Source organism: Streptomyces sp. NPDC000075 (assembly GCF_040301925.1).
Taxonomy (GTDB): Bacteria; Actinomycetota; Actinomycetes; order Streptomycetales; family Streptomycetaceae; genus Streptomyces; species Streptomyces polychromogenes.
In genome coordinates this window covers 278,699-292,705 of the sequence record NZ_JBEPFL010000002.1, presented here as the reverse complement: position 1 = coordinate 292,705, position 14,007 = coordinate 278,699, and the positions used below count along the sequence as shown (strand labels likewise).

The following is a 14,007-nucleotide window of genomic DNA, read 5'->3' as shown; positions in this document are numbered from 1 at the left end:
TTCGCCGGCTTCCGGCGACCGAGCTGATTCGGGTACGACCGTCATGACGGCAGGGCGTCGCGCCCTGTCGTCGTGACGGGAAGAAGACGCAAGACCGGTCGGATTCGAACCGACGTCCTCCAGCTCGATGCTTGGGCGCGACGACCTCTGCGCTACGGCCTTGCTGCGGTGATCATAGCCGCTGCGAGGCCGAAAATCGATCACCAGTTTGAATCTGCGGGGCGTCGCCCGGCCCGGCTACCAGTCGCCGTCCTGCACCGGATCGCCCGGGCGGGGCGCCTTCCCGACGTGCTTGACCTGGCCCGGCGCCGGGGGCGTCCAGGGCGCGTGGTCGTCGCCCAGCCAGTCACCCACGGGCTTGACCTCCGCGAGGGGCCCGGCGGCCGGAAGATCGGTTCCGCTTTCGTCGTAGTAGTCGTACCAGGGCAGTCCGGCCTGGGTGTAGGCGGCCCGGTCGACGGGCGAGGGCGGAGCGTCCTCACCGGTGATACGGCGCCATTCGGGCGGGGTCACCAGGTGCACGAAGACCCGCGCGGCCGGGGTGTCCGCCCAGGCCGCGAGCGTGCGCTCGTCGCGGTAGACCTCCTGGCGCATCGAACCGCCGACCCCGAGCCCCATCGCCGGCGCCGGGGCCCGCCGGGCGGCGGGCCGGGCCGGCGCGCCGCCCGGAGCGGGCATCGCCGCCGGCATCGGCGGGGCGGCCCCGTAGCCCGCGAAGCCGGCGGGGGCCGAACCGGGCGCCGGGGCCGGTCCAGCGCCGAAGCGGGGCCGCCCGCGCCGGCGCACCTGCTGCGCGTCGCGCCACGCGGCCAGGGCGTCCGGCTCCAGCGGGAAGGCCTGGAGCTGCACCCCGCCCGTGGTCTCCTCCCCGGTGACCTGGCCCTCGACGGTCGCGCCGAGGCCGAGCGGCACGGCGACGAACTGGCGCACCGTCCCGTCGCCCGAGTTGATCCCGTCGAGCCAGGGCTGGCGGGGCAGCACCACGTAGTTCTGCGGGTCGCGCGCCAGCCGGCCGGTCCACGGCTTCCCCGACACGGCGCACACCTTGCCGACCCCGACCTGGAGCGCGGCCGGCTCCGTCGACCCGCCGAAGGCCAGCCACATCGCCTCGCGCAGGTACACCGGCAGCATCACGCCGCCCTTGGCCCGCCACTCCGGCGGGACGGTGTCCGGATAGTCCTCGACCCGGCGCAGCGGGAACTCCCCCAGCCCCGGCGGAAGTGCGTGCGTCCCCGACTCGGGGAGGCGCAATGTCCGGATGAACCTGATACGCACCCCGTCGCCCAGCAACAGGGTGTTCCCCTCGACCCGCGCCGCCCCCAACGCCTCGCCCTCCGCCATGCACCGGCCCCCTTCTCGCGTCCCGGAGTGCCGCCGCCGCAGGATCTTCGGCGGAACCGGATCGTTATCCTCAAGTTTTCCTCAGATGTAGTGACGCTGCGGCCGCCACCTTCCTAGCTTCCTCGTACACGTGCCCACGCACCCACGCGGTTCCGCACGTCCCCCCACGTTTCCCGCGACACCCCCCGCGGATCCGCTTTCCCGAGGAAAGAGCAGCACATGAAGGTTCCCAAGGCCGGCGCGGTCGCCGCAGTGATCGCCCTCGCCGCCACTGCCTCCGGCTGTGGTGGTGAAGCCAAGAAGGAGCCCATCCCGGTCGGCATCAAGTTCGACCAGCCGGGCATCGGCATGCGCGAGCCCGACGGCACGTTCACCGGTTTCGACGTCGACGTGGCCACCTACGTCGCCAAGGAGCTCGGGTACAAGGCGAACGAGATCGACTTCAAGCAGGTCTACAGCAACGACCGGGAACTGCTGATCCAGTACAACGAGGTCAAGTTCGTCGCGGCCAGCTACACGATCAACGACAAGCGCCGCGAGAAGGTCGACTTCGCCGGCCCCTACTTCGTCGCCCACCAGGACCTGCTGGTCCGCGCCGACGACAACACGATCACCAAGCCCGAGGACCTCAACACCAAGCGGCTGTGCTCGGTGACCGGCTCCACCTCGGCCGAGAACGTGCGCAGCAAGCTCGCCCCGAAGGCGAGCGTGCTGGAGCTCGGCGGGTACTCGGAGTGCCTGGTCGCCCTCCAGGACAACCTGGTCGACGCCATGACGACCGACAACTCCATCCTCGCCGGCTACGCGGCCAGGAAGGGCAACGAGGGCAAGTTCAAGCTGGTCGGGCTGAACCTCAGCAACGAGAACTACGGCATCGGCATCAAGAAGGGCGACTCCGAGCTCCAGAAGAAGATCAACGCGGCGCTGACCAAGATGGTCTCGGACGGCTCCTGGGAAGCGGCCGTGAAGAAGAACTTCGGCCAGGCGAACTACAAGTACGAGCCGGCCCCGCGCGTCACCACGGGCGGCTGACGCCCGCACCCGCAGGCCGAGGGGCCCCGCCGGATCCGGCGGGGCCCCTCGCGTGCGCGTACGCCGCTACGCCAGCGGCGCCTTGGCGCGCAGCACCGTCAGGAACTCCCGCATCCAGGCGGAGTGGTCGGGCCAGGCGCGGGCGGAGACCAGGGTGCCGTCGACCACGGCCTCGGAGTCCCGGAACGCGGCCCCGGCGGCCCGCATGTCGGGCTCCAGCGCCGGATAGGCCGTGACCGTGCGCCCGTCGAGGGCCCCGGCCGCGGCGGTGATCAGCGGGCCGTGGCAGATCTGGGCGATGGGCTTGTCGGCCCCCGCGAAGGCGGCCAGGATCCGGCGCACCTCGGGGTCGTTGCGCAGGTACTCCGGGGCGCGCCCGCCCGGCACGACCACGGCCGCGTACTCCTCGGGGACCACCTCGGCGAAGGCGATGTCGGCGGGCCAGGTGTAACCGGGCTTCTCCGTGTAGGTGTCGAAGCCCTCCTCGAAGTCGTGCACGACGAAGCGCAGCTTCTTGCGGGAGGGGGCCGCGACGTGGACCTCGTACCCCTCCTCCCGCAGCCCGCGCTCTCCCTCATGGAGAGAATCAGGCACTTCAACCTGCGGTGATGCACGCTCGTTGGTGGGCCGATGAGCGCGGCCCTCGTGGAATTCGTCCAGGCGGACGCCCGCGAGCACTCCCGGGCTCGCTACCTCGTGCAGCGCGGTCGGGTTCTCCTGCGCCCCGAGCTGGCCACGCATGAGGACGTCCTTCGTCTGGCGGCCGACACCGGCGAGCACCGCGCCGCCTTCGATCTGGTCTACGCCAGCACCCGCGCCGACGGCCGCGCCATCCGCTCGGCGATCTTCCAGGCGATCTACGCCCGCGCCCACATCGACGGCGCTGTCTTCCGTCGTACCCACGAGCAGATCGCCGAGGACGCCTCCGTGTTCGCCGGCCGCGAGGTCAAGGCGGCATCGGTGACGAAGTACATGCGCGAGTTCATCGCGAAGAACCTGCTCGTCACCCTCGAAGGCGGCCTCTCCCCTGCGGCCCACGCCAGGCTCGGCGGCAAGGGAGCCCGGGTACCCCTGTACGCGCTGACCGTGCCCGTCATCCTCGACGGCCACCTCCCCGACCGCACCCCGCTCCACAAGGGCCGCGACGCCGCTGCCCGCGAAGCCGCTCTCGGCCGCCGCGTCCGCAAGGCCCTCGGCATCCCGGAGCCGGAAGAAACCGCAGGTCAGAAAAGGTGGGAAAGTTCCTCCACAGATTCCTCGGGCATGTCGAGCGATGAGCCTGTGGATCTACTTTCCCACCCAAACCCCTCCCGTAGGGAGGTGGTTAGTTCCCCCCGTCCGCGTCCGCGTCGTGATGCTTCCGGTCCTGGTCGTACGCCGCGTACGCGGCGAGGGAAATCCGGCAACACCAAGACCACGAGCCCGGCGTACCGCCTGGCCGAGGCCCTCGCCGAGTACGGCCCGCTGGCCCGGATCAGTGCCGAGCGCCGGGCCCGGCTGCTGCGTCCGTTCGCGAACGCCGGCTGGTCGCCCGCCGACATCCGCCGCGCCCTCGACTTCCACCCTCTCCACGGGGCTCACATCCACACCGCCGATCCGAAGTACCCGCTGAGCTGGGCCCAGTACCGCCTCGGGCTGTGGCAGAACCCCGACCGGACCGCGCTGACGTCGCCGAGTCAGCAGCAGCGCCCCGGCTGGATCTGGGACGGAACCATCGCGCCCACCGCCGCCCTGCCCGAGGACATCACGCCCGGCGTGCCGATTCAGCGCGGCCAGCACCAGCCCGGCGCCGAGTTCCGCGCCGCACGCGCCGCCCTGGCCCCCACCAGCGGCCTGTCCAAGCTCACCCGGGCCCAGCGCCGCGCCCATGACGCCGAGGAGCGCGAGCGCATCGAGCACGACCTGGACCGACGATCACACGGATTCCGTGAACGCATCACGCAGTTCTACGCGGACCGCCACCTCGAACTGCACGGCCTCGATGCGCCGCGCCAGTACACCCGCGAGGGGCAGGCAGAGGCCGTGCCGCGCCAGGTCACGCAGCTTCTCTTCGGCCGCGATGAGCAGACCGACCTCGAACGCCTGATTGGAGACCTGAGGTGACCCCCTGCCAGAACGAAGCCTGCATCGAGGCGGACCCGCTCTCGTCCTGCGTCTGCCGCTGCGGCGGATGGGGCCACGCGGGCAAGACCCAGCCGGGCCTCTTCCAGTCCGAGGACGTCGAAAGGCCTCCGCCGGATCGAGGGCCTGGAGAAGTCGATCAGGCAGTGGCCGGCTTGTCGTAGGTCACCGGCGGCTCGGGCTCGTCCGGGACCTGTGGGGCCCCGATCGCCTTCACGGCCCGCTCGTACCAGTCGATCGGGACGACCGCCACGACGTCCGTCGTGTACTGCCGGGCGATCACGACGCCGCCGCGCTCGCGGACGTACCGCGTCACCTTCGCCCAGTGCACCCGTACGTCGTTCGAAGTCAGTCGCCACATGCCACGCATCGTACGGCCCGGTTGACTCGCCCGAAAAGGTCGAGTGGGTTGACTCAACCGACTTTTTGGGTGCACGCTCTACCCCGCAAGACCTCAACGCCGCAGCAGAAAACCGGAGTTGAAGCAGCACTACCAGGAGCCCGGCGGTGGTCCGGGGGAGGCAGCCGGCGCCTTTGCAGTCCGGGAGAAGGCCGCGCGACGGCCTCTAAAGCGCCGGGCAAGGTCTCGGCGCATCGCGGCGGGCGGGCCCCAGCGGGACCTCCTCGGACGCCGGAGCAACACCGGCCCCGCCCACGCAAAACGAAAAGCCCCGACCGTGCGCGAACACGACCGGGGCGACCGAACCCCCTACGCAGCAGGGAGAACGACATGACCAACGTACCGCCCCCCATTCCCGACCCCCGCGCCGGGCAGGCCGCACGCCGAGCCCACATTGCCGCCGTCATCGCCGAGCTGACAGCCGAGCACCCCGACGCCATCGCGGTCTACGACGCGGTGATGGACGTCCTCGCGGCCATCGACCGCATCCCCGGCGCCATCCTCGACATCCGCCTCCCCGGCGTGCTCGACGTCCACGACATGACCGCGCTGGGCGACACCCTCACCGAGGGCCGCACTTGGCGCACCGGGCGTCTCACCGAGGCCACCGGCGTGACCGAGCACGGCGCCCACGTCCGCGTCATGACGGAGGTGGCCGCGTGAGCGGGATCCAGCTCCGCCTCCCGACCGGCTACGCCGTCACCCTCGACCAGCGCCGACTCCGCGCCGCGCAGATCCGGGCCGACCGCAAGCGCCGCGCCAACGCGCAGCAGTGGCACCAACTGGCCGCCGACTTCATGCGGGGGATCGGGTGAAGCCGCAGAAGCAGGCCGGTTGCGGAACGGTCGTCATCAACCTGGCCGCCGTTCTCGGCCTGGTGCTCCTCGCCCTCCACGCCGGGACCGGCCGGTGACCTCCCGGCCACCGCTGCACCAGCGGTACCGCTCCATGGCCCGGTTCTTCGCCGGGGCCCGAAAGGCACGACTCGAAAGGAGCCCGCGGTGACCGACACCCGCACGGGCCTCGCCCAGCTCACCGGCGCCCGCAGAACCCTCGCCATCTCCGTCGGGGCCGGCGCCCTGGTGATCGCCGGAATCGGCTTCGCCGGGTCCTACTCCGCAGTCGTCGGCCTGGCCCGCGACAAGGGGTTCGGCGACTTCGCCGAGGTCTTCCCCATCGGCATCGACGCCGGTATCGGAGTACTGCTCGCGCTGGACCTGCTGCTGTCCTGGATCCGGATCCCCTTCCCGGTCCTGAGGCACATCGCGTGGCTGCTGACGGCGGCCACCATCGCCTTCAACGCCGCCGCCGCGCGGCCGGACCCGATCGCCGTCGGGATGCACGCGGCGATGCCCGTCCTGTTCGTCGTCGTGGTCGAAGCAGTCCGGCACGCCGTCGGCCGCCTTGCCGACATCACCGCCGACCGCCACATGGATGGCGTCCGCTTCTGGCGGTGGGTGTTGTCGCCGCTGCCGACCATGAAGCTGTGGCGCCGGATGAAGCTGTGGGAGCTGCGCAGCTACGAACAGGCCGTCGGCATGGAGCAGGACCGCCTGATCTACCAGGCCCGGCTCCAGGCCCGGTACGGGTGGGCGTGGCGACGCAAGGCCCCGGTCGAAGCGGTCATGCCGCTGCGGCTGGCCAAGCTGGGCGTCCCGCTGACGCAGACCGCGCCCGCCGGACTGGCCGCCGCCGGAATCGAGTTCGAGTGGCGCCCGGCCCCGCAGCCGGCGCCCGTCGAGATTCCCGTGGTGCCCGCGCTGGAAGACCACATCGAGAAGGCCCTGGCCGTGGTCGGCACCGTCGCCGCGCCCGGCCGGGTGCCGGTGTTCGCCGAGGACAAGCCGAAGCGCCCCGAGGTGACCGTGCGGGTACCCGAGGTGGTCACGCCGGAGCCTGAGGAGACCGGACAAGCCGAAGAAGGACAGGCCGAAGACGACACTCCGGAAGACGAGTCCGACGACGCGACCGAGCAGGACAAGCCGGGAGCCGCGTCTGGAGATGAGTCGACAAAGCCGCCGGTCGAATCGGCCGGTCCTATCCCCCGGATGGAGGAGACTCCGCCGCCGCCGGAGGAACCGAAGCCGGACCGCCAGACCGACGCGCTGACTGCCGCCAACGCCCGCCGCAAGGCAGAGGCGGAGACCCGGCGCCGCGACCTGGTGACGGCCTGGCAGACCGCATTGGTCGAACGGCCTGACCTGACCAAGGCCGAGTACGCGGCCGAGCACGGCATCTCGCCCAGGACCCTCTCCCGGGCCCTGGCCCACGCCTGACCGACGCTTCCCGATCGTCCCCGGCACCGCGCCGGGGGCGGTGGAGGGCCGTCGGCCCGCACACAAGAAAACGGCGCCCTGGCCCAACTTCCTACGGCCGGCCAGGGCGCCAACCTCCCCAACAAGGAAGGAAGCCCCAGTGTCCCGCATAGCGGAACAGCTCCGCCGCCCGGCATACCGCATCACCCGTACGGGCTACGTCCTGCACAGCGTCCCCGCCCGGCCGGTCCACACCGCTGAGCCCGGCGCCGACGAGATCGCCCTGCGGTCCGCGCTGATCCGGATGGGGGTCGGCCGGTGAACGACGACAGCACCCTCAAGGACACCCGCAAGGAGCGGGGAGAGAAGAAGCGCCGCATCCTCTGGTACAGCCTCGCCAAGGACGGCCAGGAGGACGCGGTACCTGAGCCCCCGAAGACCGAGACGCAGCAGATGCTCGACGTCCTGAACCAGATCGCCGAGCAGACCGCGCCACCGCCGGCCAAGAAGAAGCAGAAGCTGCCGCACTCGACGCAGGACGTCCACGAGTGGTGGGCAAAGCTGCCCGCCAAGACGAAGTTCCTGATCCGCCATGGGTCCGCCCTGGCCCTCGGCGCCTGGGGCTATGGCCTCCTCGAAGGAGACTTCTCCGTCGGGCTCCCGCAGACCTTCGGATCGTGGATGCAGGCCGCCGCGGCGTCCTCGGCCTCCCGCTACACCGGCCTCGCGCTCGGCGCCTTCATCGTCCTCGGCACAGCCTTCGTCGGCGCTCGCATGATGACCACGGTCGGGAAGTGGCTCGCGTTCTCCCCGGTCCTCCTCGGCACCGTCCGGTACGCGCTCGCCGTCCCGATGTCCTCGGCCGTCTTCGCCGTTCTCATCCACACGACGGCCGCGACGGTCTGAGGGGAATCATGAACAACGAGTTCATCCTGGCCGGCGCGCAGACCGCCCTCGGAGACGTGGGCGGCGGGGGCATGGCCGTCATCTTCGCGACCGTGCTCATCCTGGGCGTCAAGGGAAAGGGCAAGAAGCGGCTTGCCTCCGTCCCCGCCGTCGTTGTCGGCATCTTCGCCGGGGTCGAGTTCGACCGGGCCGGCGACCCCTGGAACACGATCTCCCAGTCCCTGCACGAGGTGGTCGTCGAGACCAGCAGTTCGGGCGACCTGGGCACCATGGGCCCCGGCTTCGCTGCCCTGTTCCTGCTGGCCTTGTTCTTCTACCTCAAGCTCTCCCCGGCCGTCGGCGCCATCCTCGGCCTGCTGATGTCCTCCGCATGGGCGGCGGCGCCCGAGTCAGTCTGGCGGGTGCCGCTGAAGCTCGTGGGGACCCTCCTCGGCATCGTGGGAGGCTGAAGTGGATCCCAAGATCCCGACCCCACGCGAGTGCGGCAGGTCCCTGTGGTGGCTGCTCCGGTACGCCCACCACATCGTGTTCGTCGCCGGAGCCGAGGTGCGGAACGGAAAGGGCAAGGTGATCGAGGAGTCCACCCGCTCGACCCGCGTTGTCGTCGCGGGGTTCACCAGCTTCCTGCTGGTCATCTTCGGCAAGCGCTATCCCGACGTGTGGTGGTGGGCGGGCGGTGCCCTCTTCGTGGCCGTCTTCGGTCTCGCCGCCACCGGCGACTTCACCGACGAGGAAGACGACGACCAGGACGAGGTGGGGGAGAAAGACGGGGAGAAGAACGGCAACCAGGAGGACGACGGCGGCCCTGGGGAGATCGAGGCGAAGGCCGAGCCGGCGGATACGAAATCCGCGGGGGAGAAGCTCACCCTCAAGATCCTGCGGTACGTGAACATCCACACCTCGGGCGGCACCAAGGGTGTGCACCTCGACGCTCTTGCCGTGCACCTCGACCTGTCCCTCCCCGCGCTGCGCGAGCACTGCGAACGCGAGGGCTTCGAGGTGGTCTCGATCAACATCAAACGGAACGGAGAACAGTCCAACAAGGTCGGCATCCGCAGGGACTTCCTCGAACGCCACTACGGCGCCCCCCTCCCCATCGTCCTCCAGCAGTTCGAACCGCCCACCACCACGCCCGACGGGCTGACCGCCCCCACGGACGCCTCCCTCCCGGACGGCGTCCACATCCTGAAGCCCCGCCCCTCCCCCGACTCCCTCCCGGGCGCGGTAGCGGGGTAGGACCGCAGGTGAGAGCCCTAGCCGCTAGACCTAGCTGCTCCCCGAACCACCCCCACGAACCCCTTCCAGCAGGTAGCGTCAACAGTCAACACGGCCTGTTGAAGGGGGAGTTCGATGGCCTGGTGCTACCGCTGCGGCACCTGCGACACCACGTGGGGGTGGATGACCAAGGAGGACGCCAACGGGGTCCGCGCCCGGCACCGCGAACAACGCCACGACGGCGGGGCACCCGGCCAAGAGGAATTCACCTCTGATGCCCAGAGCGCCACCGACAACCCCATCGCGCTCTTGATCACCGGTGCCCTCTTCACCTTCGGCGCCCTCGCCTGGATCTGGCAGCAGATCACCGGCACCTGAACCGGTCACCTGGCCGTGCAGCTCCCGCCCGCGCGGGAGCCGTGCGGAGGCCGACCGGCCTGCCCGTCCACGAAAGGACAGCCCTCTTGATCACCAACCGGTACAAGCAGCTCGCCGAAGACGCTGCCGGCGCCGCGTACGCCAACCCGAACATCAGCGAGGAAGAGGGAGCCACAGCCAACGGGCTCGCCGCCATCGCCTACGCGCTCCTCCACCTCGCCGAGGTGATCGAGGACAAGGAGGGCTAACCGCGCTCCTCCCACCACCCGGGCCCCCGCCACCAGCACCACGGCGGGGGCCTTCGTCATACCCGAAGGAGTAACTCCATGACCGACACCCGCCCGCTCAGACCCGACCACCGCGACGCGGTGCGCGAGGCCGTCCAGGCCCTCCTCGGCGAGGCCCGCGACATCCTGTTCCACGAGTCCGCCGACGGCGCGTGGGCGTACGAGGAGGAGGACGGCCAGGCCCTCCTCGACGCCGCCAATCAGGTGCGGCTCCGCCTCGACACCGCCGTGGGCAACCTCCGCCGCACCCTGGCCACCGCCCAGGCGTCCCACCGGGGCCGGAGGCGCTCATGACCCGCGCATCCACCACGCAGGCCCTGGGGGACCTCGCCGAACAGCTCGACCGAACCCCCGGCTGGACCATCGTCCGGCAGCGAAAAGGAAGCGGCGTCACCGCGCTCGGGCCCGACGGCCAGACCGTCCGCTTCAACATCTCGGGGCAGGGCGGCTGCAAGACCGCCAACGTCCGCGCACAGCTCAAGCGGGCCGGCTGGGACCCGACCGCTGCCGACCGCGCCAAGGATCGCCAGGCGAAGAGGCGGCTGGCCGAGGCCCAGCAGAAGACCGAGAACGCCCTGGAACGCGCCCAGCTGGAGGGCGAGCGACGCGCCCACGTCGAGCAGCTCACCAAGGCCCGTACCGCACTCGACCGGGCCGAGGTCGAGCTACGCCGGACCCGGACCGCCTACGAGAACGCCGAACGGACCCACCGCCAGGCCCTCACCGCCCTGCGGGACCTCGAAGAGAAAGCGACCTCATGACCACGACGACCACCACCACGTCGCCCAGCGCCGACGACACCCTGTGCGAGACCTGCGGATGGACCTTCGGCATGGTCTGTCCGGAGTGCAGCAAGGGCTGCGGCTGCTCTGTCGGCTGCACCGGGTGGCGCCACGGCGAGTACGCGGGCGACACCGACCCCGCCAAAGTCGGCGGGCCCTTCTGTGATGACGACTACTGCGAGGGGTGTGACGACTGCTCGCCGTACGGTTTGGCGTACAGGCAGACGGGATGGTGAACAAGTCGCCACACTGCGCGGCACGAGGTGCGATCGTTCAGGGTCTGCTAAATACCCTCGACCCATCCCGGAGCTGGTGATGTTCGATACGAACGATTTCGTCCGTGCAGTGCTGGACGAGTTGAACGACCGTGAGTTCCCCGTGATCAAGGTGCCGATGAAGATGCTGCGCAACCTTGTGGAAGGCAAGCGCCTGCGCGACAAGGCGGTCAACGACATCGCGGCAGCGCTCGCGCAACGGGGGCTTCGATACCTTCCCGCCCAGATCCCCCGAGACGAGAACCGGAGTCTTCTAGTCTGGACCCCTGGGGTCCCCGGCACGGAGATGCTCGACCTTGTCCTACGCATGGACCAGGGAAGCGACATCCACCAGAACGGCGAGCGGCTTACCTACACGCTCACGGAACAGGACATCACAAAAGTCCACGAGACGACGCAGGCAGCAGTCCACCACGCTCGGAGTTCGAGGGCAGCCTGACGGTTCCTCGCCCCCGCCCCGGCACCGAGCCGGCCAGCGGGGGCTTCGTCGTTCCGGACTCGCACCCTTGACGCCTTGGAGGCCCTGCGATTCGGTGTGCCGCATGACCTACACCGAGTGGCGCGAGTTGATGAGCGATGGTCTACGGCAAGGGCAGGACCAGGTGTACGCGGACATGGAGAAGACCGTGCTGCTGCGGGTCTACAGCTCCAACGTGGTCCCGGGCTTCCTTCAGACTCCGGAGTACGTCCGCGCCCTGTTGCACAACATCACCGACTTCTTCGGCACCCCCAACGACGTCGATCAGGCGGTAGACGCGCGAACCGCCCGCCAGCGTTTTCTCCACGAGGGCGACCACCAGTTCCGCGTCATCGTGGAGGAGCAAGTTCTTCGTCACCGGATCGGGGACGCCTCCACGATGCGCGAGCAGCTTCAGCACCTGCTCGACTCGCTGACCGTGCCGAGCCTGAGGGTGGGGATCATCCCCTTCGGTGCCGAGCGTTCCGTGTGGCCGCTGGAGTCCTTCTACCTCTACGACGACCGGCAGACCCTGGTGGAGAACCTGACCGCCAAGGTGGACGTGAAGGCGCCGGCGGAGCTGGCAGACTACCTGCGCGCCTTCGTGGGGCTGTCCAAGAGCGCGGTGCACGGCGACAACGCCAGGGTGCTGATCGAGAGCGCCCTGGCCGCGATCTGACCTGCGTCAGCCCCCGCCCCGGCAGACGGCCGGTCCGCGGGGGTTCTTACCTTCTGGCCCCTGAGTGAGCTGCGCCCGCCCCCAGTTCACTAGGCCGAGGGCGAATTCCGGACCGGATACCGGTCTTCCACCGCCGCTCTCATCGCGCGCCCTTGACGGCCCGGCAGCCGGGCGGAAGGGTCATGCAAAACTGCGCAACCGACTTGGTACGGGAGGGCACTATGACGCTACGGTTCGGCGGAATCGACCCCAACACCGGAGACGACGAAAGCCCGACGGTGTGGGTGGACGACGAGGAGAGGGAGCTGGTCGTCCAGGGCTGGAAGCCCAGTGAGACGCTGCTGGCCAAGATCGGCAGTACGGAGTGGGTGCCCGGCCACGCCGTCGGCATCCCCGACCACGAGAACGTGACCCGTATCCCGCTGCGCATGGCGGGGATCATCAGGAAGGCGCTCGATGATGCAGAACGTGCCGGACTTCTCTGAACTGCTCAAGAGCGCCCAGCACTCGGCGGTGCACCTGGAGATGCGAGACTCTTACGGGGTCGACAAGGAGAAGGGCCCCTTCGCGGCGTGGCGGGACGGCGCCCGGCTCGACCCCAACAATCGCGCGGCGTGGTGGCGCCCCTGGCTCGACCTCATCTCGGAAACCGTCGCGCGTGGCGTCGTGATCCGCCGGGCGCGGATCGTCTCTGAACCGGTGACCGAGTACATCCGCTTCGAGCACTCCGGCACCTTCACCAACATCGAGGCCGGCGAACAGATCCGTTGGCTGCCGCGGCGCCGAGCGTCGGATATCGCCCTGCCTGGGAACGACTTCTGGCTGTTCGACGGAAGGATCGTCCGGTTCAACCACTTCACCGGCGACGGTGCGTCCGCTGGACCGGAGATGTGCGAGGACCCCGGCGTGGTGAAGCTGTGCGCCTCCGCGTTCGAGACGGTGTGGGAGCGCGCGGTCCCGCACGAGAAGTACACCGTCTAACACCGGTAACGGGACAGTCAGCTCATGCCCTCCTCCCCGTCCTCCAGCGCCCAGGAGGCCCGTCTCGCCGTCGCCGCGCGGCTGCGCGAGATCATGTTGGACGCTGGTCTCCAGGGGCAGGAGCTGGCTGGTCTGTGCGGCTGGAACGGCGCCAAGACCTCCCGCATCATCAACGCCAAGACCGCGCCGTCCGACTCCGACATCCGGGCGTGGTGCGCCGCCTGCGGTGCGGACGACCAAGCAACAGATCTCATCGCCGCCAGCCGCGCCGTAGACTCCATGTATGTCGAGTGGCGCAGGCTCACCCGAACCGGCCTGCGCAGGCTGCAAGAATCCGCGGTACCCCTGTACGAACGCACCCGTCACTTCAGGGCCTACTCCTCCCGAGTCGTGCCGGGCGTCTTGCAGACGGAGGCGTACGCTACCGCCTTGCTCGCCACTGTTGCCGACTTCCGCCGCACACCCAACGACGTCGCCGATGCGGTGAAGGCACGTCTGGCCCGTTCCCGCGTCATCCGCACAGGCAACCACCGCTTCGCGATCCTGGTGGAGGAGTCCGTCCTCTATTACCGCCTCGGCAGCGTCGAGACGATGGCCGAGCAACTGGTGCACCTGCGGACAGCGATGTCGCTGCCCGCCGTCTCGCTCGGCGTCATCCCGTTCACCGCGCAGCGCACCATGTGGCCTACGGAGACGTTCAACATCTTCGACGATGTGCAGGCCGGCGTAGAGCTGCTCTCCGCCCAGGTGACGGTTACCTCGCCCAGCGAAATCGGGCTCTATGTCAGGGCGTTCGACAGGTTCAAGGACCTCGCGGTGCACGGCAGGCAGGCGCGGGCCTTGATCTCCAGGGCGATCAGCTCTCTGGGCTGAATTCTGCAATCGCGTGCAAACGCGT

22 protein-coding genes and 1 tRNA gene are annotated in these 14,007 nt (G+C 69.7%); 19 read left to right on the top strand and 4 right to left on the bottom strand.

Annotation, left to right across the window (positions count from 1 at the left end):
* Positions 1 to 89: 89 nt before the first annotated feature.
* Positions 90 to 162, bottom strand: a tRNA-Arg gene (locus ABT403_RS03525).
* Between the two features lie 75 nt (positions 163 to 237).
* Positions 238 to 1,341 carry a hypothetical protein gene (locus ABT403_RS03520; RefSeq protein WP_344157719.1) on the bottom strand — a complete coding sequence of 368 codons (1,104 nt, stop codon included), beginning with the start codon at positions 1,339 to 1,341 and terminating at the stop codon, positions 238 to 240.
* Positions 1,342 to 1,560: 219 nt separating this feature from the next.
* Here ABT403_RS03520 and ABT403_RS03515 point away from each other — a divergent pair, with 219 nt between their 5' ends.
* Positions 1,561 to 2,373, top strand: coding sequence for a glutamate ABC transporter substrate-binding protein (locus ABT403_RS03515; protein WP_344157716.1), 813 nt, complete (start codon positions 1,561 to 1,563; stop codon positions 2,371 to 2,373).
* 66 nt (positions 2,374 to 2,439) lie between these two features.
* On the opposite strand, the gene ABT403_RS03510 is transcribed toward ABT403_RS03515, so the two are convergent.
* Positions 2,440 to 2,967, bottom strand: a complete 528-nt coding sequence (locus tag ABT403_RS03510; protein ID WP_344157713.1) for a DJ-1/PfpI family protein — start codon at positions 2,965 to 2,967, stop codon at positions 2,440 to 2,442.
* A 36-nt stretch (positions 2,968 to 3,003) separates the two neighbouring features.
* On the opposite strand from ABT403_RS03510, the gene ABT403_RS03505 reads away from it, so the two are divergent.
* Entirely contained in the window at positions 3,004 to 4,476 is a 1,473-nt protein-coding gene (locus ABT403_RS03505) for a hypothetical protein (protein ID WP_344157710.1), read from the top strand.
* A gap of 157 nt (positions 4,477 to 4,633) precedes the next feature.
* Here the strand turns inward: ABT403_RS03505 and ABT403_RS03500 are convergent, their stop codons facing one another.
* The gene (locus ABT403_RS03500) at positions 4,634 to 4,855 is read right to left on the bottom strand and encodes a hypothetical protein (protein ID WP_159050725.1); all 222 of its coding nucleotides are present in this window, start codon (positions 4,853 to 4,855) and stop codon (positions 4,634 to 4,636) included.
* Between the two features lie 369 nt (positions 4,856 to 5,224).
* On the opposite strand from ABT403_RS03500, the gene ABT403_RS03495 reads away from it, so the two are divergent.
* From ABT403_RS03495 to ABT403_RS03415, 17 genes are all read left to right on the top strand, one after another.
* Positions 5,225 to 5,557 (top strand): hypothetical protein, encoded by a 333-nt coding sequence (locus tag ABT403_RS03495; RefSeq protein ID WP_344157703.1) that lies wholly within the window; start codon positions 5,225 to 5,227, stop codon positions 5,555 to 5,557.
* On the top strand, positions 5,554 to 5,709 hold the full coding sequence (locus tag ABT403_RS03490; RefSeq protein WP_344157700.1) for a hypothetical protein: 156 nt from the start codon (positions 5,554 to 5,556) through the stop codon (positions 5,707 to 5,709). The genes ABT403_RS03495 and ABT403_RS03490 overlap by 4 nt, the downstream gene beginning before the upstream one ends.
* Before the next feature lie 186 nt (positions 5,710 to 5,895).
* On the top strand, positions 5,896 to 7,170 hold the full coding sequence (locus tag ABT403_RS03485; protein ID WP_425580171.1) for a DUF2637 domain-containing protein: 1,275 nt from the start codon (positions 5,896 to 5,898) through the stop codon (positions 7,168 to 7,170).
* Between the two features lie 139 nt (positions 7,171 to 7,309).
* Positions 7,310 to 7,471: a hypothetical protein gene (locus ABT403_RS03480; RefSeq protein ID WP_344157697.1), complete on the top strand. Its 162-nt coding sequence runs from the start codon at positions 7,310 to 7,312 to the stop codon at positions 7,469 to 7,471.
* Entirely contained in the window at positions 7,468 to 8,055 is a 588-nt protein-coding gene (locus ABT403_RS03475) for a hypothetical protein (RefSeq protein WP_344157693.1), read from the top strand. The genes ABT403_RS03480 and ABT403_RS03475 overlap by 4 nt, the downstream gene beginning before the upstream one ends.
* An 8-nt stretch (positions 8,056 to 8,063) precedes the next feature.
* Positions 8,064 to 8,504, top strand: a complete 441-nt coding sequence (locus ABT403_RS03470) for a hypothetical protein (RefSeq protein ID WP_344157690.1) — start codon at positions 8,064 to 8,066, stop codon at positions 8,502 to 8,504.
* Position 8,505: 1 nt separating this feature from the next.
* On the top strand, positions 8,506 to 9,291 hold the full coding sequence (locus ABT403_RS03465; RefSeq protein WP_344157687.1) for a molecular chaperone TorD family protein: 786 nt from the start codon (positions 8,506 to 8,508) through the stop codon (positions 9,289 to 9,291).
* Positions 9,292 to 9,405: 114 nt separating this feature from the next.
* Positions 9,406 to 9,648: a hypothetical protein gene (locus tag ABT403_RS03460; protein WP_344157684.1), complete on the top strand. Its 243-nt coding sequence runs from the start codon at positions 9,406 to 9,408 to the stop codon at positions 9,646 to 9,648.
* Between the two features lie 86 nt (positions 9,649 to 9,734).
* On the top strand, positions 9,735 to 9,896 hold the full coding sequence (locus ABT403_RS03455) for a hypothetical protein (RefSeq protein ID WP_344157681.1): 162 nt from the start codon (positions 9,735 to 9,737) through the stop codon (positions 9,894 to 9,896).
* Between the two features lie 78 nt (positions 9,897 to 9,974).
* A complete protein-coding gene (locus ABT403_RS03450; RefSeq protein WP_344157678.1) occupies positions 9,975 to 10,229 on the top strand; it encodes a hypothetical protein in 255 nt (84 codons plus the stop codon).
* Positions 10,226 to 10,696, top strand: a complete 471-nt coding sequence (locus ABT403_RS03445; protein WP_344157675.1) for a hypothetical protein — start codon at positions 10,226 to 10,228, stop codon at positions 10,694 to 10,696. Before ABT403_RS03450 ends, ABT403_RS03445 begins: the two co-directional genes overlap by 4 nt.
* Positions 10,693 to 10,953, top strand: coding sequence for a hypothetical protein (locus tag ABT403_RS03440; RefSeq protein WP_344157671.1), 261 nt, complete (start codon positions 10,693 to 10,695; stop codon positions 10,951 to 10,953). Before ABT403_RS03445 ends, ABT403_RS03440 begins: the two co-directional genes overlap by 4 nt.
* 79 nt (positions 10,954 to 11,032) lie before the next feature.
* The gene (locus ABT403_RS03435) at positions 11,033 to 11,431 is read left to right on the top strand and encodes a hypothetical protein (protein WP_344157668.1); all 399 of its coding nucleotides are present in this window, start codon (positions 11,033 to 11,035) and stop codon (positions 11,429 to 11,431) included.
* A gap of 103 nt (positions 11,432 to 11,534) precedes the next feature.
* Positions 11,535 to 12,128 (top strand): DUF5753 domain-containing protein, encoded by a 594-nt coding sequence (locus ABT403_RS03430; protein WP_344157665.1) that lies wholly within the window; start codon positions 11,535 to 11,537, stop codon positions 12,126 to 12,128.
* A 221-nt stretch (positions 12,129 to 12,349) separates the two neighbouring features.
* Entirely contained in the window at positions 12,350 to 12,613 is a 264-nt protein-coding gene (locus ABT403_RS03425; RefSeq protein ID WP_344157662.1) for a hypothetical protein, read from the top strand.
* A complete protein-coding gene (locus tag ABT403_RS03420; RefSeq protein ID WP_344157659.1) occupies positions 12,585 to 13,109 on the top strand; it encodes a DUF6879 family protein in 525 nt (174 codons plus the stop codon). Before ABT403_RS03425 ends, ABT403_RS03420 begins: the two co-directional genes overlap by 29 nt.
* A 24-nt stretch (positions 13,110 to 13,133) precedes the next feature.
* Positions 13,134 to 13,982 carry a helix-turn-helix domain-containing protein gene (locus ABT403_RS03415; protein ID WP_344157656.1) on the top strand — a complete coding sequence of 283 codons (849 nt, stop codon included), beginning with the start codon at positions 13,134 to 13,136 and terminating at the stop codon, positions 13,980 to 13,982.
* Positions 13,983 to 14,007: the final 25 nt, after the last annotated feature.

Excerpts from the sequence above, each read along its gene's own strand:
- ABT403_RS03520 (WP_344157719.1), bottom strand. The coding sequence starts at position 1,341 with ATGGCGGAGGGCGAGGCGTTGGGGGCGGCGCGGGTCGAGGGGAACACC.
- ABT403_RS03495 (WP_344157703.1), top strand. The coding sequence starts at position 5,225 with ATGACCAACGTACCGCCCCCCATTCCCGACCCCCGCGCCGGGCAGGCC.
- ABT403_RS03445 (WP_344157675.1), top strand. The coding sequence starts at position 10,226 with ATGACCCGCGCATCCACCACGCAGGCCCTGGGGGACCTCGCCGAACAG.
- ABT403_RS03505 (WP_344157710.1), top strand. The coding sequence starts at position 3,004 with ATGAGCGCGGCCCTCGTGGAATTCGTCCAGGCGGACGCCCGCGAGCAC.
- ABT403_RS03435 (WP_344157668.1), top strand. The coding sequence starts at position 11,033 with ATGTTCGATACGAACGATTTCGTCCGTGCAGTGCTGGACGAGTTGAAC.
- ABT403_RS03415 (WP_344157656.1), top strand. The coding sequence starts at position 13,134 with ATGCCCTCCTCCCCGTCCTCCAGCGCCCAGGAGGCCCGTCTCGCCGTC.
- ABT403_RS03515 (WP_344157716.1), top strand. The coding sequence starts at position 1,561 with ATGAAGGTTCCCAAGGCCGGCGCGGTCGCCGCAGTGATCGCCCTCGCC.
- ABT403_RS03425 (WP_344157662.1), top strand. The coding sequence starts at position 12,350 with ATGACGCTACGGTTCGGCGGAATCGACCCCAACACCGGAGACGACGAA.
- ABT403_RS03500 (WP_159050725.1), bottom strand. The coding sequence starts at position 4,855 with ATGTGGCGACTGACTTCGAACGACGTACGGGTGCACTGGGCGAAGGTG.
- ABT403_RS03430 (WP_344157665.1), top strand. The coding sequence starts at position 11,535 with ATGACCTACACCGAGTGGCGCGAGTTGATGAGCGATGGTCTACGGCAA.
- ABT403_RS03470 (WP_344157690.1), top strand. The coding sequence starts at position 8,064 with ATGAACAACGAGTTCATCCTGGCCGGCGCGCAGACCGCCCTCGGAGAC.
- ABT403_RS03460 (WP_344157684.1), top strand. The coding sequence starts at position 9,406 with ATGGCCTGGTGCTACCGCTGCGGCACCTGCGACACCACGTGGGGGTGG.
- ABT403_RS03440 (WP_344157671.1), top strand. The coding sequence starts at position 10,693 with ATGACCACGACGACCACCACCACGTCGCCCAGCGCCGACGACACCCTG.
- ABT403_RS03450 (WP_344157678.1), top strand. The coding sequence starts at position 9,975 with ATGACCGACACCCGCCCGCTCAGACCCGACCACCGCGACGCGGTGCGC.
- ABT403_RS03420 (WP_344157659.1), top strand. The coding sequence starts at position 12,585 with ATGATGCAGAACGTGCCGGACTTCTCTGAACTGCTCAAGAGCGCCCAG.